We start from the raw sequence: 23952 nt of genomic DNA, 5'->3' as shown, positions 1-23952 counted from the left end.
TATATGAGCATCCGTCCACTTGATGGCATTACTGTAGTATCACTTGAGCATGCTATTGCAGCTCCTTTTTGCACTCGCCAATTAGCCGATCTTGGCGCGCGAGTCATCAAGGTTGAGCGCCCAGGAAGCGGTGACTTCGCTAGAGCCTATGACAAACAAGTAAAAGGTCTATCGTCTCACTTTGTTTGGGTCAATCGCTCCAAGGAGAGTTTGACTCTCGACTTAAAACAACCAGCAGCGTTGGAAGCCCTTAAAACATTACTTAAAACTGCAGATGTACTTGTTCAAAATCTCGCTCCTGGAGCTGCAGCGCGCATGGGATTGACTGCGGAGCTACTTCAACCAGAAAATCCGGGCCTCATTTTGTGCGACATCTCAGGGTACGGAAATGACGGTCCCTACCGAGACAAAAAGGCCTATGATTTATTAATTCAAAGTGAGGCAGGATTTTTATCTGTCACCGGAACAAAAGAAACACCCAGCAAAGCAGGCAATTCAATTGCTGATATTGCAGCAGGCATGTATGCCTATACCAATATCTTGGCCGCACTCTTGCAAAGAGGAAAAACTGGTAAAGGCTCTGTCATCGATGTATCGATGCTTGAATCCCTCAGTGAGTGGATGAGCTTTCCAATGTATTACGCCTATGATGGTGCAGAGCCTCCTCCTCGCAACGGTGCGTCACACGCAACCATCTACCCCTACGGCCCATTTAAAGCGGGCGACGGAGGTACCGTCATGCTGGGCTTACAAAATGAGTGTGAATGGGTGCAGTTTTGTGATGTGGTTCTCGAAAATACTACCCTATCTCAAGATGAGCGATTTGATAAGAACTTCAAGCGCAATGAAAATCGCACTGAACTCTTGGCAATCATTGATCAATGCTTTAAGACGCTGACAATCGATCAATTAATTGCACGACTAGAGAATGCCCAAATAGCAAATGCACGATTAAATGATATGAAGGGCTTGTGGGAGCATGCCCAACTCAAAGCCCGCAAGCGTTGGATACAAGTGGATACTCCCGCAGGAAGCGTCCCGGCTCTTTTGCCTCCAGGCCAAAACGATAGTTTTGATTACCGCATGGATGCCATCCCTGCCGTAGGTCAACATACTGAGGCAATCTTACGCGAGCTTGGAATCTCACCAGAGCAGATCGCTCAAATGCGGGCTGACAGCACGATCTAAAGAAGCGGTGAAGTGAGGTGAGCTGCGTTCTCTAAATAACGTTGCCATGCGGGCCGCTTAGCCCAAGCGAGTGGATCAACATACTCCGACTGATCCAAATAAGACTGAATCAAGATCTGTAATCTTGAGCAAAACTCATCGTTGTAGACAATTAGGCTGATTTCGAAATTTAAACGTAAGCTACGTTGATCAAAATTGACTGAGCCAAAAATTGCAATTCGGCGATCAATCAATAAGCTCTTGGTATGCAATAAGCCGCCATGAAACTCGGCAATCCTCACGCCAGAGTTCATCAGGTCTTGGTAATAGCTTTTACTGCTCCAGGCTACCAGAGTTGAATCGTTGAGCTTAGGAACAATCAGCGTCACCTTAACACCACGTCTTGCAGAAGCCATCAAAGCCTGCAACAGACCATCATCAGGCCCAAAGTAAGGGGTTGTAATTGTCAACTCCTCACGTGCGTCAATAATTGCTGACAGGATGACCTGATACAAAATGTCATCCCGATACACTGGGCCTGAAGCAAGCTCCTGGGCAATAGCAGCACCCTCATATGGCGCAATGGGTGGTCTGCGATCATTGAAGTGAGTAATTTTTGGATTATCAACACTCCAATCAAATGAAAAGGTAAGCTCAAATTGGGCCGCTACTGGCCCTTCAACACGTACCATTGCATCAACCCACTCACCCACCCCTGAGTCTTGTTTAAAAGTTCTTGGGTCAACCAGATTCATACTGCCCGTCCAAACAACGGACCCATCAACCACGAAGATTTTGCGATGAAGACGTAAGTCTGCACGTCTAAACTGGAATCGTCCTACCTGAATAGGCAATGCCTCGGTTACCTCAATACCAGCCCTGCGAAAACGTGCAGGCCAATGGGATTTAAACCAGCTCTTACTGCCCAAGGAGTCCAACAATACACGGCACTTAACGCCGCGCTTTGAAGCAGCAATCACCGCTTCTCCAACGCGATCAGCATCTCCACCAAGAGCCCAAATATAAAACTCCATATGAAGGCTTTCCTTAGCCTGATTAATTTCATCGATAAATAGTTGCAGGATTTCCAAAGAGTTCGTATATAGCTTGATCTTGTTTCCAGATACAACTGGAGTGCCGTTTTTAGACTCTGCGAGAAGACTTAGCGCTCTAGCTTCCGAGGGTAGCTTGAGCCTCTCCGGTGCATATTGCTGGCGCAAGGCTTCAGTAATTTTTGCGTATTCGCGATCCATCCGCTTGATCTTGCGAGTCAAGCCACGACCTACTGGGCGTTCACCAATCAAAATATATAGACTTATTCCTAGCAAGGGGAAGGTCATCACAATAAATATCCAGGCAAATGCCACCCCCACTGGCCTTCTGACTGAAATGATGACTGCGATAAAAATAGTGACTAGCAAAAAATGAATTGGTATTAGCCAATTCAAATTGATATCTAAGCTAGATTTCAGAAAAAACTGAGCAAGTCATTCATTCGAGTTCCAATTGTGCGGTTATACCGAGATGATCAGATAGTTTTAGCCATTCATACAAAATTTCTGCAGAATGAATTTTGAGTCCACGAACATAAATGCGATCCATAGCCAGCATTGGCTTAATACTTGGAAAAGTTTTCGCGGGTGACCCAGTCAACATCTCGAAAACTTCATTAAAACCTGCTTCACGCATCGGTTCGCCAACTCGATTTCGCCAATCATTAAAGTCGCCCGCAACTATGGTTGGAGCAGCTCCAGCTAGTTCTTCAATATGGCGAATAATTTCAATTAACTGACGCTCTCTACCTCGCTCAAACAGAGCTAGATGAACACAAAAACAATGAATTAATCGGCTCGCATCACCCAACTGAATCATACTGTGCAATAAACCACGCTTTTCAAAACGGTAGGCAGAAATATCGTAATTATTCCCCTTACTTAAGGGGTGTTTTGAAAGAATGGCGTTACCGTGATGTCCATCGGGATATTCTGCATTTTTTCCATAATGCCAATCGCGCCAAAAATCTTCAGATAAGTAATGAGTTAATTCTGTTAGCGGCCATTGACTAAAGCGGCGCACTCTACCTCGATGCTCTTGCTGTAACTCTTGCAAAAAAGCAGGTCAGGATGATGGCTGCGCATTCTCTGGCGCAACTGATGAATGGTGACGTGTCGATGCAAAGGAGATAAACCCTTATGGACATTCATGCTCATTACAGTAAAGCGTGTGCCTCTGCTAGAGCTCATTAAATCTGCCCCGCAGCACGCTGGCGTCGAACTCTTGCCAAATAAATTTCGCTCTCAACGAGATCTTGACACTGCATACACTTATTGCAGATAGAGGCCTGCTCCCGCAACTCATCAATGGAGTTGATGAGATGGGTATCTAGGTACTCACGTAGGTCAACATCAAAAACCTCGTTGCACAAACAGACTACCTCAGCCATAGGTCAGTAAATAAGTAAATCACTCGCATTAAGTACATTTTGCCACTCCCTTGATAGAATCAAGCGCATGTTCATAGCCATTCAAGATGCCATCAACCTACTTTTACACCTAAATGGGGGTGTTATCGGCATTGTTTTGGTCTCGCTTAAGGTTAGCCTGACAGCTCTGGGTTTGGGGGTGCTATTGGGGTTGCCAATAGGTGCCTTATTAGCAACAGAGACTTTTAAGGGCAAGAAGGCCATCATTGTGATCCTCAACACCCTGATGGGGGTGCCGACAGTGATTGTTGGGGTAATCGTATATCTACTTCTGTCTCGCTCAGGACCTCTCGGAGCCTGGGGATGGCTTTTTACGGTTAAGGGCATGATCATAGCTCAAACACTGCTGACAACCCCCTTAATTGCTGCGCTAAGCCGTCAAATTCTTGAAGACGCATGGAAGATCCATCGTGACTCTTTTTTGAGTCTGCGTCTACCATCGTTTGCTCGCTATAAATGGCTGATTTGGGACTGCCGCTTTTCACTCATCATTGCAATCCTGGCGGGCTTTGCCCGCGCCATCTCAGAAGTTGGAGCGGTAATGATTGTGGGTGGCAATATCGATCACTCGACCAGAACCATGACCACAGCAATTGCATTAGAAACCAGCAAGGGCGATCTTCCGCTAGCTCTCGCACTTGGAATTGTCTTGCTAGGAATCGTGCTAATTGCGAATTTATTTACGATTGGCGTTCGCCAAGTTGCGGAGCGACGCTATGGTTAACTTACCGGAACAATTTAGTAAGTCGATTGAGCTTAAAAATATCAGAATCATAAGCAATGGACGAACCATTCTCAACATACCGCATGCCATTATTCCCGCTGATCGCCGAATCGCTCTGATTGGCCCCAATGGTGCTGGCAAAACAACTCTTCTCAAAGTGATAGATGGTCTCATTGAGCCCGATACTGGAAGCATTCATTATTCGTTTGCAAATAAAACAGTGTTAGTTTTGCATCACACACCAATGATCAAAGCTTCAGTAAGGGCTAATATTGACCTTATCAAGGATGTTGACCCCTCCATTACCAACCAAGAGGTCGATCGCGTGCTTTCAACCGTTGGACTAGACCATCTAGCCAATAGTCCAGCGCATAAACTCTCTGCTGGGGAGCGACAAAAACTATGCTTGGCTAGAGCCCTCTTACTAAAGCCTAATTTAGTTTTACTGGATGAACCGATGGCCAATTTAGATCCTCATGCTACTGAGCAAGTTGAACAAATCATGCGAGGATTTACCGACCATGGATCAGAACTTATTTTTTCCTCACATCAGCTAGGGCAAGTTCAAAGACTCGCTCAATACATTATCTTTATTGATCAAGGTGAGATAAAAGAAAAGGGACCTGCAGGCCCCTTCTTTTCAAATCCACAAACTTCAGCTGCTAAACGCTATCTCCAACAGGAATTGCTGGCCGATTAGTTACTTTGCAGCCGGCGCCACAGTTGGAGCTGGCGCTGGAGCTGCGGCAGCAGCTACTGGCGGCACAAATGGTGGTGGTGCAACACAAGCCGCTGGTGCAGGTGTTCCCGCAACCCTAAAGCGATCAGCTACGCGATTTTGCGCTTGACACAATTGATAAGCTGAAACCTTATCACCGTAGGCTGTTTTAGCTTTGGCTAAGTCTGCGGCAGCTTGTGCCTCAGGACTTAAGGGTGGCAGAGTCGCATAAACAGAAGCAGATCCTAAAACGCAAAATGCCAAAGCGATGATTTTTTCATGGCTCTATCCTTATTTGTTCAGTTTGTCATACCAGAGCTCATGGTGCTCTTTAGCCCACGTAGCATCTACATAACCGGTCTTCATACCATCGATAGAACCCTGCATGCCGATAGTTCCAATATAAATATGCCCCATTGCCATGGTTGTCATCAAAATCGCAGCGCTGCTGTGAATGATGTTGGCAATCTGCATGGTGCCACGGGTATATTCAATGCTCATGAACGGCACAATCATATCGAGTACAAAGCCTGATGCAGAGATCAATAAACCAAGGAATGTCATACCAAACCAGAACCAGAACTTTTCACCCATGTTGAAGAATCCGGCTGGCACATGTTTACCGCTAAACATTCCGCCAAAGCTGAGCAACCACTGAAGGTCACCCTTCTCAGGAATATTTTTACCAACAAACAGGAGGAAGAAAATCACAATACTGAGAGTGAACAGCGGACCAGTAAAATTATGGATGTTTTTACAAGCCATTAAGAATGAGCCATAAGCCATTCCACCCATTAATGGCATTGCAAAATATTTGCCATACAAAATCATGAGGCCGGTAAAGGCTAGCCCAATAAAACTAAATGCCATCACCCAGTGAGTAATACGATCGAAGGCACCAAATCGCTTGATCTTGACTCCAGACATTGGCTCATGCAATTTAATTGAACCTTTCAAGGTGTATACGGCAACAATACCAAAGAATGCAAACGCTAGCAGCCAGCCGCCATACACAGTGATGATGCCGTTTCGTATCACACGCCACTGTTGACCAGAGCGCTGAATTAGAACGCTAGCCTCTTTGTCTGGGATGCTGACGTAGTTGTATGGATCGCTATTAGCAGATGTGAATATCGACGGATTGGCTGGTTGAGATTGAGCTTGGGTGCCATTGGCTAAGGCATTGGGATTGGCCGGAACAGAAGATGCCGGAATATCCACCCCACTAGGCGATGGCATAGGAGCCATCGGCGCACGCTCTGCGAAGCTCATGCCACTTGCAAGAGTAAGCGACAAGCTAGCTGTAACCACCAACATTACTTAGCGCTTTAGAAAATGATCGTTTCATAAAATGTCCTTGAACGTTATCGTTTTATTTATTGTTTTTTTGATGATCACTTATTAGTTCGACTGTATTCGTTTTGACCCTGAGTACGCTTATTAATTGCTTCAGTCCAACTAGCTTGATTTCCTGGGGTCCACCCCTTAGTCATAAAACCATTATTTGCGCCCATATATGGAGCAACATCGGGACGTTTAGCAACCTTAGCGGCAATCTCGAGCGGCTCAGAACAGGCGGCCAATAATGCGGTGGCAGCGAAACAGATACCCAGAGTCTTTAAAATTGATTTCATCATTTAGCTCCTGGGATTTTGTCAGCAGGTGTTGGGGTTGGCGCTGGGGTTCCTGGGCCACCGTAAGCAGTTAACCAACCAAACGCCTGCGAGCCAGGATACTTACCATTCTTCTCGCGAGTAGTGACACGCATATTAAAGATGCTGGTAATCACATCGCTATCACCGCCAATTAACGCTTTGGTTGAGCACATCTCAGCACACAGTGGTAATTTGCCTTCTGCCAAACGATTACGACCATACTTCTCAAATTCTGCAACACTACCATTCTCTTCTGGGCCGCCGTTACAGAATGTGCATTTGTCCATTTTGCTTCGTGAACCAAATGCGCCCTTGCTCAAGAACTGTGGGGCACCAAATGGGCAAGCAAAAGAGCAATAGCCACGTCCAATACAAATATCCTTGTCATGCAATACAACGCCCTCGTCGGTACGGTAGAAGCAATCTACAGGGCATACCGCCATACAAGGTGCATCAGTACAGTGCATACAAGCAACCGAAACTGATTTCTTTTGGCCAATGATGCCATCGTTTACTGTAACAACACGACGACGATTGACACCCCAAGGAACTTCATTCTCATTCTTACACGCTGTAACACAGCCGTTGCACTCAATGCAGCGCTCTGTGTCGCAGATAAATTTCATTCTTGCCATTGTGTTCTCCTGACCTTATTTTTAGACTTAGGCAAATTTTTCGATTTGGCACATGGTGGTTTTAGTCTCCTGCATCATGGTGACCATGTCATAACCGTAAGTAGTAGCGGTATTAACAGCCTCACCTTGAACTACCGGTGCAGCGCCCTCTGGATAGTACTTACGAATATCTTCACCTTGCCACCAACCAGCGAAGTGGAATGGGACAAAGGCTGTGCCCTGATCAACGCGCTCGGTAACTAGAGCACGCACCTTGATCTTGGCGCCGGTTGGCGACTTGACCCATACATAGTCCCAATTTTTAATACCCCGATCAGCAGCCGCTTGAGGATTAATCTCCACAAAATTTTCTTGTTGTAGCTCGGCTAGCCAAGGATTGGAACGTGTTTCATCTCCACCACCTTCATACTCAACCAAACGACCTGAAGTCAGAATGATTGGGAATTTCTCATAAAGCTTATTGTTCAAGTTTTGATTTTGAACGGTCTTATAAAGAGTCGGTAGACGCCAGAAATTCTTCTTATCGTCAATCGTTGGGTACTTACGCATCATTGCTTCGTTCGTACTGTACAAAGCTTCACGGTGAATTGGAATTGGATCTGGGAAGTTCCAAACAACCGCACGCGCTTTAGCATTACCAAATGGATGGCAACCATTTTTCATGACAACGCGCTGAATACCGCCAGACAAGTCGGTCTTCCAGTTTTTACCTTCAGCAAGCTTTTTCTCGTCATCGGTTAACTGATCCCACCAACCTAATTTTTTCAGTAAGACATGATCAAATTCAGGGTAGCCAGTGGTAATCGCAGAGCCCTTAGAGCATGATCCATCGGCAGCGAGCAGACTTTCACCATTACGCTCAACACCGAAGTTCGCACGGAAGTTTCCACCGCCCTCCATCACGCTCTTACTGGTGTCATAGAGATTGGGTGAGCCTGGATGTTTAATGGCAGCAGTGCCATAGCAGGGCCAAGGCAAACCATAGTAATCACCAGTAGTGTCATAGCCAGTGACTGGATCCACTCCGCCGCGTGACTTGAGTGTTTTTGGATCAAATGTAGCAACCATGCGCATATGAGCCTTCAAGCACTCAGGGGTTTGACCGGTGTAACCAATGGTCCAGCAAGAACGATTGATCTCGCGCAGGATGTCTTCAATTTGCGGCTCGCGCCATTGCTTACCGGCAAACTTCGAATTGAGCATCTTGTAGTTTTTGGACAGCTCTTCACCAAACCCGAGGCGATCGGCAAATGCTTGCATGATCACATGGTCAGGCACTGATTCAAACAATGGATCGATTACTTTTTCGCGCCACTGCAGTGAGCGGTTTGAAGCTGTTGCTGAACCAGTGGTTTCAAACTGCGTGGTTGCTGGTAACAAATATACATTACGGTTCTTATTAACCGCATCCCCTTCTGCTGCAGGCATAGCAGCCATCGCTGCAGTTGCGCTTGGGAATGGGTCAACTACCACCAATAAATCCAGCTTGTTCATCGCGCGCTTCATGTCAAGACCGCGAGTTTGCGAGTTAGGTGCATGACCCCAGAAGAATAGACCTTTCACACTGGTCTGTTGATCAATCATGTCATTTTTTTCTAGAACAGCGTCAACCCAACGAGAAACTGTAGTTCCCGATTTCTCCATCATGTCTGGGGCATAGCGGCCTTTAATCCATTCGTAGTCGACGCCCCACACAGTTGCATAATGCTTCCAAGCGCCTGCTGCCAAGCCGTAATAGCCGGGCAATGAATCTGGATTAGGTCCAACGTCTGTTGCACCTTGAACGTTATCGTGACCACGGAAAATGTTGGTACCGCCACCAGACTTACCAACGTTACCTAAGGCTAGTTGCAAGATACAGGAAGCGCGAACCATGGCATTACCGATGGTGTGCTGGGTCTGACCCATACACCAGACCACTGTACTCGGGCGATTGGTTGCCATAGTTTTTGCCACTTGGTAAACCTGCGCCTCAGGTACACCACAAGCGGCCTCAACGTTAGCAGGGGTCCACTTCTCCATGACCTCTTTGCGAATTTCATCCATGCCATAAACGCGGTCATTGATGTATTTCTTATCTTCCCAGCCATTCTTGAAGATGTGATACAGAACACCGAACAAGAATGGAATATCAGAGCCCGAACGAATGCGCACGTATTGGTCTGATTTTGCTGCGGTACGGGTATAACGTGGGTCAACCACAATCACCTTGCAGCCATTCTCTTTTGCATGCAGCAACATCAACATGGAAACTGGGTGGGCTTCAGCCGCATTAGATCCGATGTACAAAGCTGCCTTTGCATTCATCATGTCGTTATAGCTGTTGGTCATCGCGCCATAACCCCAGGTGTTAGCTACGCCTGCAACGGTTGTGGAGTGACATATGCGCGCTTGGTGGTCTGTATTGTTGGTTCCAAAGAATGAAACCCATTTACGCAACAAATATGATTGCTCATTGTTGTGCTTAGAGGACCCGATAAAGAACATGGCATCTGGTGAATATCTTTCACGGATGCTCTTCATTTGAGCAGTAATTTCTGTGAGCGCTTGATCCCAGGAAATCCGTTGATACTTCCCATCAACTAATTTCATTGGGTAGCGCAAACGATAGTCGCCATGACCGTGCTCACGCAAAGCTACACCCTTAGCACAATGCGCACCCATATTAATTGGAGAATCAAATACTGGGTCTTGACGCACCCAAACACCGTTTTCAACAGTGGCGTCTACAGCACAGCCTACCGAACAGTGCGTACAGATCGTTCTTTTAACTTCAATCTTGCCCTTACCGTCCAACATGGCTTTACTTGGCTCAGCAACCGCCTTTTGCACCAAGCTCAGTTGGCTAGCAGCGATACCAGCACCAACGCCTAGTCCAGATCGCTTGAGGAAAGTGCGTCGATCCATGGTTGGCACAGCAGCCTTGAGACCGCGTGACAAACTACCAATGAGTCGAGTTGTAGAACGGCTACTTTGTGGGGTATTTGATTTACGAGTCAGACTCATATGTTGTCCCTGATTGAATATTTTTATTTGATGTCAATGAAATAAAGATCGCTCATTTAGAGCATGCATGGTGCTTTCGTAATATTTACGCATGTGTGCAGTCATGGTTTTGCTATCTTCTTTAGCTTTGACTGCGCTGCCAATTTCCTGAATCACCGCCTTACCAACGGAGGTTTGAGAAACCACAGCAACTGCACCAACTGCAGCGCCTGCACCAATAAAGAACTTACGGCGCGATGGCTGGTTGTCTTCGCTCACAGCAACTTTGGATTTAGTGCTCACGGCATGCTCCTATTTAATTATTCTTGATTGTGATCAAGTTTAATCGTTTATCGCACTTTTGACATATTGGTGCAATACGGAGATATTAGGAGATTAATTTGATGCGGCGCAACATTAAATCATGTCAAAACTTTGGCCTTCAATGGCAAAGAATTCACGCGTCAATGCTGCGACAGGGTGGTAGAGATGCATTTCTGGAATGCTTTCAATTGAATCGCATAGCTCGTCATACCAAGGGCGAATGTGCTCATTGAAAAAGACCCTTTGATTTGTAAGGTTTGAAATCTCCACGTCCTCGCCCGCTCTATGAGATAGCGCATTACTTCACACAGGGCTGAGAGATGGTCTTCAGTCTCGGTAACCTCATCTGCAGACTCTAGACCAAGCCCCTCTAAAGCCCTGCGAATATTGACCAACGGTCTTTCATTCAGATGCCCCGCTAAATAAAAGGAGGCATTTAAAACTACATTAGGCTTGCCAACACTAATGAAGTTCAAATCAAACTCTTCGTGCCAAGCCCTTGGCTGGGTTATTTTTAGCAGCCTCCACCACATCCATCCATATTTTGGCTAGAGGGGGTTCATTGCTAGCATCCTGCTGATCAGCGCTAGCAGCAATCTGATCCAATAACTCCTGGTCTGGCGGAAGATGAAAAAAGCGTGCAATCAGACCATATAGATCAGCCCTAGCGAGGTCTTCAGGCAAACCTACGTCGCCCACCTCTGTAGAGGATGGATTGAGATTTTCTTGGGTCATGTTTCTTTTTTCACCATATCAACTACACGGCAATCACCGCACATTTTTAACCTATCCATTGCCGACCCAGAAAATGCACCATGCGTTCCAAGCTTAGTGAGCATCAACTCCACCATTTTTAAGGTTCCAAATGGCTTGCCGCAACTAATGCAATGAAATGCCTGAGTCTCATTGAGGGTTACTTTTTGTTTGCGCTGCTCAATAGTCTGTAAGCGGGGTGCAAGAGTCAATGCCTGCTCTGGACAAGTTTGTACGCAAATACCGCACTGAACACATTGCTTCTCTATGAAAGATAGTATCGGCTCATCAGGGTTGTCAAGTAAGGCACCTTCTGGGCAACTGCTAACGCACGACATACACAAGGTACATGCATCAGTGTTGATCACCAATCCACCCAACAACGAATTACTGGGCAGGACTACACCACCAGATGGCAGAGGAGTTTTCGCATGCTTTTGGAGGTGCTCGAGAACTGCTTCTAGTGTTTCACGCTTTTGTAATGAAAAGCCAAAACTTGCCGGCGTACAAATTGACTCCAAGGTGCCGCGCTTACGTAACTCACCCATCACCTTGGAAACAGTAGTTGTGTCATCAGGAGATGCCGCCTCAATCATTCGGATACGATTTTCAAATCCGTAGGCTTGCAAAATGGCATTTGCTAGCTTTGTCTGTTCGTGCAGTACTGCGCGATATGCCGGATCTTCTTCTCCACTCAGCAGCAAGATAACTTCAGAATAACCATAAGCTAAGGCGCCTAGCCATAAGTCCAATCCGGTTGAAGCGATATGCTCAACACCATAAGGAATAAGAAATGCAGGCAATCCTTCAAACTGCTTTGGGTACAAGTGAGAAGCTCGTCCCAAACTTTCAATCAGGCTGGCGCCCTCCTGATGAGAATGGAGAAGCAAACTAGGTGTCAAAGTTAATTTGTTTTTCTTAGTCTGCTCTGCAAACACTGTAGCAATTGTTTTCAACTCTTTGCCCTGATGAGCAACGCTGGGAAAGTTGTAGCGAATTGCGCCCGATGGGCACGCTGTAGCGCAAGCGCCACAACCCATACATAAATTCGGATTAACTTCGACGCTACCCTGCCCGCCCTTAAAGACAGAACCAATTGCACCGGTAGAGCAAACATCGATACAAGCATTGCACCCTACTTTGCCATTGCGGCCATGAGCGCAGATCTTGTCGTTGTAAGCAAAATATTTTGGCTTCTGAAACTCACCCACCATCTCAAGCAACTGATTGACTATCAGTGCTTGATCTAAAGGGTCTTTCCCTGGTGCAAAGTAACCTTGAGGAGTCTGACTCATGCGCATTTGTGGATTTGTGCGTAAATCCAGAATGAGGTCAAACTCTGCATTACGACTGCGGTCTACACGATCAAATGCAATGGCTCCGATGCTAGCGCATGCAGTGACGCAAGCGCGATGTGACTTGCATTTATCTAAATCAATCTGAAAAGAGGCATCGATGGCATTTTCAGGGCAAACCTCGACACACGCGCCACAGCGAGTGCACATTTCTGGATCAATAGGATTTCGTAATTCCCAATCAACTGAAAACTTACCGAGATACCCTTCTAACTTGGTAACTGTGCCACTATAGATTGGATAATTTCGTGTCAATGGCAAATCGCTAGGCTTGGTACAGAGAACGGACACATCCAATGAGTTGCTGAGCTTTTCTGCCCAAGGCAGCGCTTGTGGGCCTGGACCCACAATGAGTAATCGACCCTGGCTTTCATAATTCACTTCAGGGACTGGATCGGCCTCTGGCATTTGCGCTAAAGCAAGTAATGCAGCAATTTTTGGACCCGAGAACTTTGCCTCTTGTGTCCAGCCAGCCATTTCGCGAATATTGACAAAACGCAGCGGAGCTACCAGGGGTTTTTCAGACTGATCTGCCAACTCACCAAATAGGGCAGCCTCTTGGGTACAAGCAACTACTACAGAATCATCACCATCTAATGCTTTTAAGAAAGAACCCACTTCCTGCCTACACAAAGCATGATGCATTGGAACACCTAAGGCCATTTCATCCAAGGGCATAGTGCTATTGCAGTTACAGACTAATTGTTGACTCATTGGCTATTTTCTGAAGACTGTTTCTTTTGATTAATTGGTTCGAATGCATTATCGACGCTGGGCATCTCTTCTGCAGAAGATACATCAGAAGTCGTAACAGAACTAGACTGAGTAGCCCCAATTAAAGGGTTGTCTGTTTTTAAATTACTCTCCGGTGGCTTAGCAGAACCTTCCTCATCATTTGGCCTGCTAAACAACTTGAGCATCTCACTTTGCGCCATTCTTTGCAGCATTCCAGCGGGTAACGGATCTGGCTTGGAATAGTCATCTATATAAATATCTAGACCATCCATAACATTGAAGTGCGGGTCGCTAAACATCTTTTTCAGAGCAGCCTGCTGCACGGCAGGATCGACATCAGATTTCATAAATGCGGAAAAGTCTGGCGCTAATGGATCAATCTTTTCTACATCATCCAGGGTGACAGCAGGTAACACTGGATGATTAGGAACACTCACCACCTCAGCCGGAAGGTCTACTTCTTTTTTTGCCTCAACCGGTTCATCAAGCTTGCCTGATTTTCTTCGGGACCAGCGAGTTAGAAAACCATCTGCCATTACTCCTCCGCCGGACGCTCAGCGCCTTTAAATGAGGCAGGTTTATGACGCTTTTTAGGTTCAGGTCGGTACTTTTGATCGACATACTCTTGCAACCAAGAATTATGCTCATCATTCAAGGGGACTGTATCTACCGATTCACCGCCATCTAGCAAACGAGCTGCTTCGTTATAACTGACACAAATGCGATGAGGCACGGCAAGACTTGCTTCTGATTTGGCCATAGGAATAGATGACTCATCCACATAGCGCTCGACATCCTCCTCTAAGCGCCACATCACAAACCAACATGGGGTAGTAGCTGAAACATTAAGGTAGTAGCCTTCTGCCTCATCAGGAAATAGATTGAGTTCATAACCGGTAAAGAGCCAAGACTCACCCTCAGAATCACGCTCCAAGAATTTTCCCGCTATGCGGTTGATTTGCTCATGATTGGCACTGAATTGCCCAAAGTCTGGCAATACTTCTTGAGGAACCCATCGATAAGAAATCCATGGGTTATCCATATTTTGCTTTCGCATTAGCACTGCAAAGCGCATAAATCCTCAGGTATTTTGAACCACGATATTTGGAAACTTGCTGCTCATGTCTTTAGATAGGGTAGCAACTCGAATGGCGACCTGTCTAGCAATGTTTTTGTAAATCGCACTAATTGCACCATCTGGGTCAGCAACCACAGTGGGACGACCGGAATCTGCCTGCTCACGAATTGAAAGATTGAGTGGCAAAGCGCCCAAAAAGTCGACACCATACTCTTGACACATTTTTTCACCGCCACCGGCACCAAATACATGCTCTTCATGTCCACAGCTTGGACACACATAAGTACTCATGTTTTCAATAATGCCAATGATAGGTACCCCGACTTTTTCAAACATCTTGAGGCCCTTACGCGCATCAAGTAAGGCGATATCTTGCGGGGTGGTCACAATAACAGAACCTGTTACTGGAACTTTCTGGGACAAGGTGAGTTGAATATCTCCAGTACCTGGTGGCATATCCACAATCAGATAATCTAAATCGCGCCAACGGGTTTGACGAAGCAACTGCTCTAGCGCAGAAGTAACCATGGGACCGCGCCACACCATCGGAGCATCATCATCAATTAAGAAACCAATAGAGCTTGCCTGCAATCCATGACCTTCCATTGGCTCAATCGTATTTTCTTCAAGAGACTCTGGTCTGCCAGTGATCCCTAACATCATCGGCTGGCTTGGACCATAAATATCGGCATCCAAGATGCCTACTTGAGCACCTTCTGCTGCTAAGGCTAAGGCTAGATTCACTGCAGTAGTTGATTTACCAACACCGCCTTTACCGCTAGCAATAGCAATAATATTTTTTACGCCAGGCAATAACTTGACACCGCGCTGAACAGCATGTGCGACGATCTGGCTGGTGACATTGACGCTGACGTTCGTAACACCTGGCAATTCACGGATAGCGTTGATCACTGATTTACGAATAGCATCAAACTGACTTTTTGCAGGGTAGCCTAGGACGATATCTAAGGAAATGTCGCCATTCTCAACTTTTAAGTTCTTTACATTTTTTGCCGTTACATAATCAACTTTTGTATTGGGGTCAATTAAGCCCTTTAATGCTGCTTGTACGGCTTCTACAGTGACTGACACTACTTTCTCCTATGGTCCGTATTTGAGGGCTTGTCTCCCAAAAAATACCTGAAATGATTTCTAATGAAATAGCGGGTAGATTAACCGCACCAGCAAAAATTTGCTTGAAGTGGGATTGCCAGATTAATCAAACCCCATCAACGATCTGATCGCAGTTGTAATTTCCAAAAGACCATCTAAAACGCAGGTTAATTTACCACCGGAAATCCAGCATCCGTAATCAGTTGACTGACCTGTGCCAGTGATAAAGTGGTCTCGAGCTGGACGATCTGGGTAACCAAATCTGCCTGAACTCGAGCGCCTGGGTCTTGAGCTTGCACTGCTCTTGTCACTGCATTGATACAGCCACCACAGGTCATGCCCGATACTTTAAGACTCAACATATAGACCCCTCTCTCTTGAATTTACTTGGTATGGGGTAGATTATCTTATATATGAAACCCCCAAAAGATGCTACTCCCTCGCTGTTTACCCTCGACATTGGCGGCATGACCTGTGCCTCCTGCGTAAGTCGGGTTGAAAAGGCGCTCGATCACATACCGGGGGTGGAGGCTGCTAGCGTCAATTTGGCGACTGAGCAGGCAAAGATTAGATTGAAGATGGGGTCTAGGACCAGCCTTGAGCAAGTCATCAATGCTGTCCAGAAAGCCGGATATACGGCCCAGCCGAGCAACCCCCAGGGAAATGCTCAAGCAAGTAAAGCTCTAACTTTTTGGGGGTCAGATGGTCTAGGACGAGTGTTACTCGGCTTTACGCTGTCCGCCCCACTCTTTTTGCCGATGCTTTTTATGCCGTTCGGAATTCATTGGTCTCTCGCACCAGATTGGCAACTACTTCTCGCAACCCCAGTTCAGTTTTTTCTAGGATGGCGTTTTTACAAATCTGGTTTGAAGTCTCTCATTGCCAGCTCAGGCAATATGGACTTATTAGTCGCCTTAGGCACAAGTGCTGCATACGGCTTAAGCATCTATTACATGCTTGTCTCACCACATGCTAAACATGAGCTGTACTTTGAGGGCTCAGCCGTCATCATCTGTATGGTGTTACTGGGAAAATGGTTAGAGGCAAGAGCAAAACAGCAAACCAGCGAAGCTATCCGCGCCCTTCAAAATCTCTGGCCAGAGAATGCCAAGGTATTACCTCCAGATACGTCCATTGACGGCAGTCCTTTTTTGGATCACTTTCGCGAGCTCCCCTTAGATCAGATCTTTCCAAAAGATCGGATTCTAGTGATGCCTGGTGAACGCATCCCAGTAGACGGGCAAATCATTTTTGGCAACAGCCATGTTGATGAATCACTCCTCACCGGCGAGAGTGAAGCTGTCAAAAAAATGCTGGGTGCCCGAGTGATTGGCGGGTCTCTTAATGGCGAGGGTGTATTAGTGATAGATGCCCAGGCTGTTGGTGTGGAGAGCGTTCTATCTAAAATTATTACCTTAGTTGAAGATGCGCAAACACAAAAAGCCCCAATCCAAAAGTTGGTGGATCAAGTGAGTGCAATATTTGTTCCCAGCGTTATTGTAATTGCCCTTTTAACGGGATTAATGAACTGGATCTATTTAGATTCAGCATCGACTGCCGTTTTGAGAGCCGTCTCTGTTCTAGTGATAGCCTGCCCATGCGCGCTGGGTCTAGCAACCCCAGCAGCAATCATGGCGGGAACAGGTGTTGCAGCGCGTTTCGGCATCCTCATTAAAGATCCACAGGTTCTTGAATTGGCGCATCGACTCAATATTGTTGCCTTCGATAAAACTGGAACACTCACTCATGGCAAGCCAACAATGTTGGCTTTGATTCCCTTGTCGGATAAAGTAGATTCCAAAGAACTTTTAGCAAGCGCAGCCGGATTGCAAATGGGTAGCGAGCATCCCCTTGCAAAGGCTCTAATCGAGGCAGCAAAAGCAGCGGGAGTTACACCCATTAACCCCCTACAAAGTAGAGCGCTTCCAGGTATTGGAATTAGCGGCACGCCTAGCTTGGGACCCTTGATCAATCAACCTTTATCACTACAAAGCATTGCCTCCTTAGAAGAAAACAGTTATCACACAGTTATTCTAGAAAAAGCTCGCGATCATCTAGAGTCCGGGCAAACGATTTCAGTATTGATGCTTCAGACTATTCCGCCAAGGCCTCTTGCAATTATTGTCTTTGGCGACAAAATTAAGGAAGGCTCAAAGCAATCCGTAACTGCTTTACACCAACTTCATATTCAGACCGTCATGATCTCAGGCGATAACAATGTTGCAGCTAAACGCGTGGGACAATCCATCGGAATCGATCAAGTCTTTGGACAAGTGATGCCAGGCTATAAAGCAGACATCATTCGCAAGCTTCAAGCATCAGGACCAAACCAAAACCGTCAATGGGTAGCAATGGTGGGGGATGGCGTCAATGATGCACCCGCTTTAGCAAGTGCCGATGTGGGCATGGCCATGTCGACAGGAACAGATGTAGCAATGCAAGCTGCAGGTATCACGCTGATGCGCGGTGATCCGCAATTAGTCGCTGATGCAATTGATATATCTAAACGTACGTGGATCAAAATTCAGCAAAACTTATTTTGGGCATTTATTTTTAACTGCACTGGCATTCCTTTGGCGGCGCTGGGCTATTTATCACCCATGCTGGCTGGAAGCGCAATGGCACTTTCAAGTTTTTGCGTATTGAGTAACGCCTTACTATTGAAAAGGTGGCGGCCAAGCATGCGCACCCAATTAGCTTAACGAGTCCACGAAATTTATTTTGGGTGTTTACGAATCAACTCTATATCACCATAAAAAGTGCGTGTTTCTGACTTCGTATTATCAGTATCCGTTAGCAAGGCGACACCAATCAAATTTCCAGGATTTTCACCATAGGCTCGCTTGTAATCAGCTACCAAGTCACGCTGATGCTGATGCCATACACCTAAATTATCCCAGCCAGAGTCGACCACAATCATTTTGACGCGAGAGGTATGCGCATTCGCGATTATAGTGTCGACCGGAGTCTTTCCTGACCAGATATACATCAAGGTCGCGTAGGGCATTTCTTGACCACTAATTAAATTGGCCATTTCAAAATTCAATTTTTCTTTCAATGGGAGCTTTGATTTGTTGCCATCAAAAGCCACCAAAATTCTCAAAGGGGCATCATCGCGATACCCTTCGGTATTATCGGCATCGGGTAATGCATTGATAGCCTTCCATTCCCACTGTAGCCATAAATTATTTGGTGAGCGTGGGCGCAACTTCACAGCTAATCCAGAAGCAGAGGTTTTAGAGTTGGCACTTAATACTGTTTTACCTTGATAGTTCTCTAGCCGGTAGATCGTATTCTTTTTGTATGGAGCTATGCGATAAAAATTCCAACCATTGGGCATGCCCTCCCGCGCAGTCTCTGCCGAGAACTTAGGAAGTTCTTCTTGAGCTTGCATTTGATCTGGGTTGAATGCCTGACCTGATTCATCTTGTACTGATCCGCCGCCAAACCCAGCGCAAGCCGTAAGGGCTAGCATCGACAGGATCATTAAAAAAGAAAGAATTGACTTCAGCATCTTCTAATTGTCCCAAAGAAATGCTCGACTGCATCTAAAATTGACCCATGCGCCACCAATCTCCTTCAAGCTGGGCAGCAATCTCTGTTTGCTTAGCGGCTCTCGTGCATTTCGCACTAGGATTTGCAATCGGGTTTTCAGTGGATGAGGCTCACTACGCCCTTTATGCGCAGCACTTAGCCTGGAGCTATTTTGATCACCCTCCTTTAGTAGGGTGGATCCAGTGGCCACTCATAGCCCTCACTTCATCAGAGGGCATGATTCGACTCATTCCAGAAATGCTTTGGATTATTTCCTGTTATCTTGTTTACCAAGTCACTATTCAGACGCACCACTTTATTCAAGGTCGAAATGCAGGCTATTTAACCAGCGCATTACCTTCGGCCAATACTTGCGGACTGATGGCAGTGCTAGCCATGGTTGCTGCACCCTTGCCCCATATCTTAGCAATTGGTTTGTTACCAGACACCTTACTAACACCATTGAGTTTATGCCTCATGTTGATGGCATTACGCTGGCTAACAAGAGATCAATTTACGGCTACAGACTGGTTGATCACTGGAGGCTTGCTGGGGCTAGCAGGCCTTAGCAAATACACCGCAGTATTTACAGCTATTGCTCTTCTCATCGTATTTTTAAGCGCACCCAGAAAACCCTGGATTACAAAACTGGGATTCTGGCTGGCAGCTGCATTTGCGCTGGCCCTGATTACTCCTGTGCTCTACTGGAATTGGGCAAACGATTGGATTTCATTTAACTATCAAATTGCTCACGGCTCTGGCGGAACCTGGTTATGGAGAAGGTTTGCAGCCTATATTGGTGTGCAGATACTTGTATATGGCTCCCTCCTTGTATTAGGTGGATACCTCTTCATAAAAAACTGTATTCACGGCACAAAATTTTCACTCTTTGCATTACTGGGTTTCTTTTTCGTTCCGTTTGGAATTTTTAGTGCACTAGCTGGTGGCGGAGGCTTGCCACACTGGACAACTCCCGCATGGTTTTGTCTTGCACCTTTTGCGGGCATTGGCCTAGCAAAAGCATGGTCGACACAACATCGTCGACTGATTCAAATTCTATTAGTCACACAAATTTCACTTTGCTGCATTGGATTTGCTTATGTTCTATCTGGCGGCATTAATTCAGCAGCGATGAAGTCCAATCCCATTGCTGATCTCTACGGCTGGAAAGCGGCAGGAGAAAAAGCCGTCTACTTAAGCAAAACCAACCAGGTTAATGGGATTGCCGTCCAAAATTGGACACTTGGCAGTCGGGCTGCATGGTATGCAAAACCAATCCCAGTATTTATTCTGGATCAACGCCAAGATCAATTTGATTTATGGTTTGGTCAATTACCCAAGGGCTCAAATATTCTGCTCATTAACTGGTCAGGAATGAGTTTTCCCAATCCAGTTCGCAATCAGTCCGGGTTTGAGCGCTGCGAGCCTTTAGATACCCTTGAAATTTCACGATTTGGGAAAATACTCTCTCAGTTTGACTTTAGCCTGTGTAGTCACTGGCAAGGCCCTCTATTGGCGGAGTAATTCTCCCAAATTCAAGACCTTAGGCGACCAAAGCATTATCCTTACGCCTATGAGTTCAGAACCCCACTCCACCCCCCAAACTCCCTCAGGGTGGAAATCCGCTCTGAAACGGGCATGGCCTTCGATTCGCATCATCCTCTCTCTAGCACTCCTATGGAAAGCCACCAGCGGAATTGATTGGCACACACTACTAGACTCGCAAATCAAGATGGAGCCGATTTGGCTGATTGCAGCAGGAATTGCTATTTGTTGCGCTTTTATATGCGGAGGCATACGGTGGGGATTTCTTATGCGCAGCGTAGGCTTCAAAAGCTCTTTCAAAACATATGTTGCCCTGTACTTTGCAGGGGGATTAATTAATCAAGGACTTCCGAGCACTTTAGGTGGAGATAGTTATCGTGCAATTACTGCAACTCATCTCACCAGCGCCGGAAACTTAAAAGATACTTCGGAGCTGAATGAAGAGCTCCACCATTCCGTGGATTTAGAGCATGCTACCCCAAAACTGCGTCTTAGTTTTTCGATGGTTTTGGTTGATCGCTTAATAGGTTTGGCAGGGAACAATCTATTAGGGGGTATTGGTCTAGTCCTAGGCGGCGCCACATTGGCCCTCTGGGGGCAAGACTTGGGCTACTTTGTCATTGCAATTATGCTACTTGCGGGACTGATTGCATCCATTATTCTGGCTTGGCCAAACAGCCGCAGTCTTTTGCAAAAGTTGCTGGATCGCTTGCGGATGAACAACGCCATGCCAGGCATTCGCTTAGCTTTCTCATGGCCAATGAATATTGCCCAAGCCATTTTTGCGATCGGGATTCATGGCTTCATTATTTTGGCTTTTGGCTTTTGTCTTAAGACCTATGGCGCTGAGGCACCAATCTCCAGCCTCATGATTGGCCTCCCAGCCTTGAGCCTTCTACTTATGCTACCAATTAGCATCTCTGGATGGGGCTTACGCGAGGCTACCCTTTCTTCAGTATTGGCCTTGTGGGGAGTTAATCCCTCATTAACAGTGCTTGCCTCCATTAGCTATGGTGCAATTACGGTGATCTCTGTTCTTCCAGGCGCCTACTTTTTACTAAAACGAAAATAATTTCTGCAGAGCAAAACTATGACTATTAGCGTCAATACCATGCGTGCCATTGATCATTGGGTTGGTGTGCCTTTGTGCGCCATCGTCAGTCCAGTGGTGGCCTTATTGGATGGCTTAAAAAATGTGTTTAGCAGTGGTCCAGCAACTCCAAAAAAACTACTCTTTATTGAACTCTCAGAAATGGGCAGTGCAATATTGGTTGATCCAGCCATGCGCAATGCACAAGCTCGTGGCGCCGAACTCTTTTTCCTCATCTTCAAGAGTAATCGTGCAAGTCTTACCCTACTGAACACAGTCAAGCCAGAAAATATCTTCACGATTGATTCTTCTAGCTTAGGCGGCCTCATTAAAGATACCCTACGCTTTTTGATTGTTGCTAGATGCCATCGTATTGATACCGTAATTGACTTAGAACTCTTCTCACGTTTTACCGCCCTCCTTACTGGTTTATGTGGAGCAAGACGTCGAGTGGGTTATCACATTTTTCATGGCGAGGGTTTATGGCGGGGCTTCATGCTAACCCGCAAGGTGCATTACAACCCACACATCCATATCACTAAGAACTTTCTCTCCCTGATTCATGCTGCTTTTGCCACTGAAATTGAAGTACCCTTTAGCAAAATACATATTGCAGATTCTGAAGTTCGCTTAGAGCAAGCAGTCATTCAGCCTGGCGCACTAGAGAAAGTTAAAGCCCGTATCGAGAAGTTAGCCAAAGAAGCCAATATTGCATTCACTTACGGCAAAGATAGAATCATCCTCATCAACCCAAATGCGAGTGATCTATTGCCGCAGCGTCGCTGGTCACAACAACGGTTTTCTGAGTTAATTCAAGCGATACATGAACGCTATCCAACCGATTTAATTCTCATTACCGGTTCTCCTGCAGAATTTATTTATGTAGACAAAGTGCGCTCAGTTGCGAATGTGAAGAATGCTCTTAACTTTGCTGGTCAAGTGAGTTTTGCAGAACTCCCTCCGCTCTACACACTATCCGATGTCATGGTGACCAATGACTCAGGTCCAGGCCACTTCTCTGCTGTGACATCCCTTCACACCGTGGTACTTTTTGGCCCAGAAACACCTGCTCTTTATGGCTCTGTTGGTAACTCAATTGCCATAACCGCCAATCTAGCCTGCTCCCCTTGTGTGAGCGCCGCTAATCATCGCAAGACACCGTGTAGCAATAATGTTTGTATGCAGGCCATTTCAGTAGCGCAAGTACTAGAAAAGGTCAATGTACAACTTGAGCAAGCTGACAAGGCAAAAGGTCGCTAAGCTTAATGAGCAAAAATGCTATTCCTCATTTTGCATGGCTAATTCCACTAGCCCCAATCGCGTTCGCATTTGGAATTTATTTTGGTGGACTGCAAAGCAGTAGTTTTTTATTTATCAACCGCCTCACACAATTGCTGCCAGATATGCTATGGGCTTGGCTCACTTTTTTAGGCAATGGCTGGGGCAGTTTTTCACTCTTCTTTCCTCTACTCTTGTTAGCGCCACGATTACTCAGCGCCGGATTGTTTGCTGGTGCATTTTCGGCAATTGCTAGCACTATCCTCAAAAGAATATTTAACCTACCTAGGCCGGCTAGGGTATTAGAAAATAACAGCTTTCATAGTATTGGAGAAACGCTCCTTGATAAAGCACTTCCCTCTGGCCATACCTTAACGGCATTTGCCGTGATGAGCGCCATCTACTTTGCTAGCGACACTGAAAATCGCAAACCTCTGGGGTTCCTCTTTTTACTAGCCGCACTCACTGGACTCTCCCGTAATGCAGTTGGCGCCCACTGGCTTACCGATGTCATGGCAGGCGCCGGAATTGGGCTGTGGTGCGGGATGATTGGTGCCCTTTGTGCATTGCGTATTCCTGAAGCGCAACTAAGCCCCCGAAAAGCCTGGCCACGCATTATTGCTCTTGGTGGTCTATCCTCCATCTACGTTCATAGTACCCAAGTTCTGGATATAGACCTTAATCTTCCACTGCAATATGCATCGATTGCGATTGTTGTCATTACTCTTATTTTCTTTGGTAAAGCGCAGTTCGGATCATTGCCAAAAAACTCACAATAATT

General features: G+C 46.2%; 26 protein-coding genes. 8 read left to right on the top strand and 18 right to left on the bottom strand.

The features are described from left to right. Positions 1–3: 3 nt before the first annotated feature. A complete protein-coding gene (locus DXE33_RS01415) occupies positions 4–1188 on the top strand; it encodes a CaiB/BaiF CoA transferase family protein (protein WP_114638326.1) in 1185 nt (394 codons plus the stop codon). Here the strand turns inward: DXE33_RS01415 and cls are convergent. Genes cls through DXE33_RS01400 form a run of 4 tightly spaced genes read right to left on the bottom strand, consistent with a single transcriptional unit; the run spans position 1185 to position 3610 of the window. Further along, on the bottom strand, positions 1185–2615 hold the full coding sequence (gene cls / locus DXE33_RS01410) for a cardiolipin synthase (RefSeq protein WP_231970295.1): 1431 nt from the start codon (positions 2613–2615) through the stop codon (positions 1185–1187). The genes DXE33_RS01415 and cls overlap by 4 nt on opposite strands. A gap of 43 nt (positions 2616–2658) precedes the next feature. Next, positions 2659–3243 (bottom strand): endonuclease/exonuclease/phosphatase family protein, encoded by a 585-nt coding sequence (locus DXE33_RS01405; RefSeq protein ID WP_231970293.1) that lies wholly within the window; start codon positions 3241–3243, stop codon positions 2659–2661. Further along, positions 3216–3410: an endonuclease/exonuclease/phosphatase family protein gene (locus DXE33_RS09930; RefSeq protein WP_231970290.1), complete on the bottom strand. Its 195-nt coding sequence runs from the start codon at positions 3408–3410 to the stop codon at positions 3216–3218. The genes DXE33_RS01405 and DXE33_RS09930 overlap by 28 nt, the downstream gene beginning before the upstream one ends. Beyond that, the gene (locus tag DXE33_RS01400) at positions 3410–3610 is read right to left on the bottom strand and encodes a hypothetical protein (RefSeq protein WP_114638324.1); all 201 of its coding nucleotides are present in this window, start codon (positions 3608–3610) and stop codon (positions 3410–3412) included. The genes DXE33_RS09930 and DXE33_RS01400 overlap by 1 nt, the downstream gene beginning before the upstream one ends. 67 nt (positions 3611–3677) lie before the next feature. On the opposite strand from DXE33_RS01400, the gene DXE33_RS01395 reads away from it, so the two are divergent. Then, positions 3678–4373 carry an ABC transporter permease gene (locus tag DXE33_RS01395; RefSeq protein ID WP_114638323.1) on the top strand — a complete coding sequence of 232 codons (696 nt, stop codon included), beginning with the start codon at positions 3678–3680 and terminating at the stop codon, positions 4371–4373. Beyond that, positions 4366–5073 (top strand): ATP-binding cassette domain-containing protein, encoded by a 708-nt coding sequence (locus DXE33_RS01390; protein WP_114638322.1) that lies wholly within the window; start codon positions 4366–4368, stop codon positions 5071–5073. Before DXE33_RS01395 ends, DXE33_RS01390 begins: the two co-directional genes overlap by 8 nt. Here the strand turns inward: DXE33_RS01390 and DXE33_RS01385 are convergent, their stop codons facing one another. From DXE33_RS01385 to DXE33_RS01330, 13 genes are all read right to left on the bottom strand, one after another. Then, positions 5074–5355 (bottom strand): hypothetical protein, encoded by a 282-nt coding sequence (locus DXE33_RS01385; RefSeq protein WP_231970288.1) that lies wholly within the window; start codon positions 5353–5355, stop codon positions 5074–5076. Between the two features lie 27 nt (positions 5356–5382). Next, positions 5383–6408, bottom strand: a complete 1026-nt coding sequence (locus tag DXE33_RS01380) for a formate dehydrogenase subunit gamma (protein WP_114638320.1) — start codon at positions 6406–6408, stop codon at positions 5383–5385. A 77-nt stretch (positions 6409–6485) separates the two neighbouring features. Beyond that, positions 6486–6725, bottom strand: a complete 240-nt coding sequence (locus tag DXE33_RS01375) for a hypothetical protein (protein ID WP_114638319.1) — start codon at positions 6723–6725, stop codon at positions 6486–6488. Then, positions 6725–7381 carry a formate dehydrogenase FDH3 subunit beta gene (fdh3B, locus tag DXE33_RS01370; RefSeq protein WP_114638318.1) on the bottom strand — a complete coding sequence of 219 codons (657 nt, stop codon included), beginning with the start codon at positions 7379–7381 and terminating at the stop codon, positions 6725–6727. The genes DXE33_RS01375 and fdh3B overlap by 1 nt, the downstream gene beginning before the upstream one ends. A 27-nt stretch (positions 7382–7408) precedes the next feature. Continuing rightward, a complete protein-coding gene (locus tag DXE33_RS01365) occupies positions 7409–10387 on the bottom strand; it encodes a formate dehydrogenase subunit alpha (protein ID WP_114638317.1) in 2979 nt (992 codons plus the stop codon). A gap of 33 nt (positions 10388–10420) precedes the next feature. Next, positions 10421–10669, bottom strand: a complete 249-nt coding sequence (locus DXE33_RS01360; RefSeq protein ID WP_114638316.1) for a formate dehydrogenase — start codon at positions 10667–10669, stop codon at positions 10421–10423. A 161-nt stretch (positions 10670–10830) separates the two neighbouring features. After that, complete coding sequence (locus DXE33_RS09710) at positions 10831–11166, bottom strand: TorD/DmsD family molecular chaperone (protein WP_197711962.1); 336 nt, start codon at positions 11164–11166, stop codon at positions 10831–10833. A gap of 1 nt (position 11167) precedes the next feature. Beyond that, positions 11168–11425 (bottom strand): hypothetical protein, encoded by a 258-nt coding sequence (locus DXE33_RS09705; RefSeq protein ID WP_197711961.1) that lies wholly within the window; start codon positions 11423–11425, stop codon positions 11168–11170. Continuing rightward, positions 11422–13512 carry a 4Fe-4S binding protein gene (locus DXE33_RS01350; RefSeq protein WP_114638315.1) on the bottom strand — a complete coding sequence of 697 codons (2091 nt, stop codon included), beginning with the start codon at positions 13510–13512 and terminating at the stop codon, positions 11422–11424. The genes DXE33_RS09705 and DXE33_RS01350 overlap by 4 nt, the downstream gene beginning before the upstream one ends. Continuing rightward, positions 13509–14069 (bottom strand): DUF3306 domain-containing protein, encoded by a 561-nt coding sequence (locus tag DXE33_RS01345; protein WP_114638314.1) that lies wholly within the window; start codon positions 14067–14069, stop codon positions 13509–13511. The genes DXE33_RS01350 and DXE33_RS01345 overlap by 4 nt, the downstream gene beginning before the upstream one ends. Continuing rightward, entirely contained in the window at positions 14069–14590 is a 522-nt protein-coding gene (locus tag DXE33_RS01340) for a DUF3305 domain-containing protein (RefSeq protein WP_231970287.1), read from the bottom strand. The genes DXE33_RS01345 and DXE33_RS01340 overlap by 1 nt, the downstream gene beginning before the upstream one ends. A gap of 24 nt (positions 14591–14614) precedes the next feature. Next, positions 14615–15703, bottom strand: a complete 1089-nt coding sequence (gene apbC, locus DXE33_RS01335; protein ID WP_114638312.1) for an iron-sulfur cluster carrier protein ApbC — start codon at positions 15701–15703, stop codon at positions 14615–14617. 188 nt (positions 15704–15891) lie between these two features. Continuing rightward, positions 15892–16086, bottom strand: coding sequence for a heavy-metal-associated domain-containing protein (locus DXE33_RS01330; RefSeq protein WP_114638311.1), 195 nt, complete (start codon positions 16084–16086; stop codon positions 15892–15894). Between the two features lie 51 nt (positions 16087–16137). Between DXE33_RS01330 and DXE33_RS01325 the strand changes: the two genes are divergently transcribed. Beyond that, on the top strand, positions 16138–18426 hold the full coding sequence (locus DXE33_RS01325; protein WP_114638310.1) for a heavy metal translocating P-type ATPase: 2289 nt from the start codon (positions 16138–16140) through the stop codon (positions 18424–18426). Between the two features lie 14 nt (positions 18427–18440). Here the strand turns inward: DXE33_RS01325 and DXE33_RS01320 are convergent, their stop codons facing one another. Then, entirely contained in the window at positions 18441–19238 is a 798-nt protein-coding gene (locus DXE33_RS01320) for a DUF3047 domain-containing protein (RefSeq protein WP_114638309.1), read from the bottom strand. 47 nt (positions 19239–19285) lie between these two features. Here DXE33_RS01320 and DXE33_RS01315 point away from each other — a divergent pair, with 47 nt between their 5' ends. From DXE33_RS01315 to DXE33_RS01300, 4 genes are read left to right on the top strand one after another with little or no spacing between them, the layout of a single operon-like run. Next, the gene (locus DXE33_RS01315; protein ID WP_114638308.1) at positions 19286–20782 is read left to right on the top strand and encodes a glycosyltransferase family 39 protein; all 1497 of its coding nucleotides are present in this window, start codon (positions 19286–19288) and stop codon (positions 20780–20782) included. 49 nt (positions 20783–20831) lie between these two features. Beyond that, on the top strand, positions 20832–21875 hold the full coding sequence (locus tag DXE33_RS01310) for a lysylphosphatidylglycerol synthase transmembrane domain-containing protein (protein WP_114638307.1): 1044 nt from the start codon (positions 20832–20834) through the stop codon (positions 21873–21875). Between the two features lie 18 nt (positions 21876–21893). Next, positions 21894–23153 (top strand): glycosyltransferase family 9 protein, encoded by a 1260-nt coding sequence (locus DXE33_RS01305; RefSeq protein ID WP_114638306.1) that lies wholly within the window; start codon positions 21894–21896, stop codon positions 23151–23153. A 5-nt stretch (positions 23154–23158) separates the two neighbouring features. Further along, positions 23159–23950: a phosphatase PAP2 family protein gene (locus DXE33_RS01300; RefSeq protein ID WP_114638305.1), complete on the top strand. Its 792-nt coding sequence runs from the start codon at positions 23159–23161 to the stop codon at positions 23948–23950. Positions 23951–23952: the final 2 nt, after the last annotated feature.

Origin of the sequence: Polynucleobacter necessarius (assembly GCF_900096765.1) — a bacterium.
GTDB lineage: Bacteria > Pseudomonadota > Gammaproteobacteria > Burkholderiales > Burkholderiaceae > Polynucleobacter > Polynucleobacter necessarius_F.
Note: the sequence above shows the minus strand (reverse complement) of the source record. Positions and strands in the feature narration are given on the sequence as shown.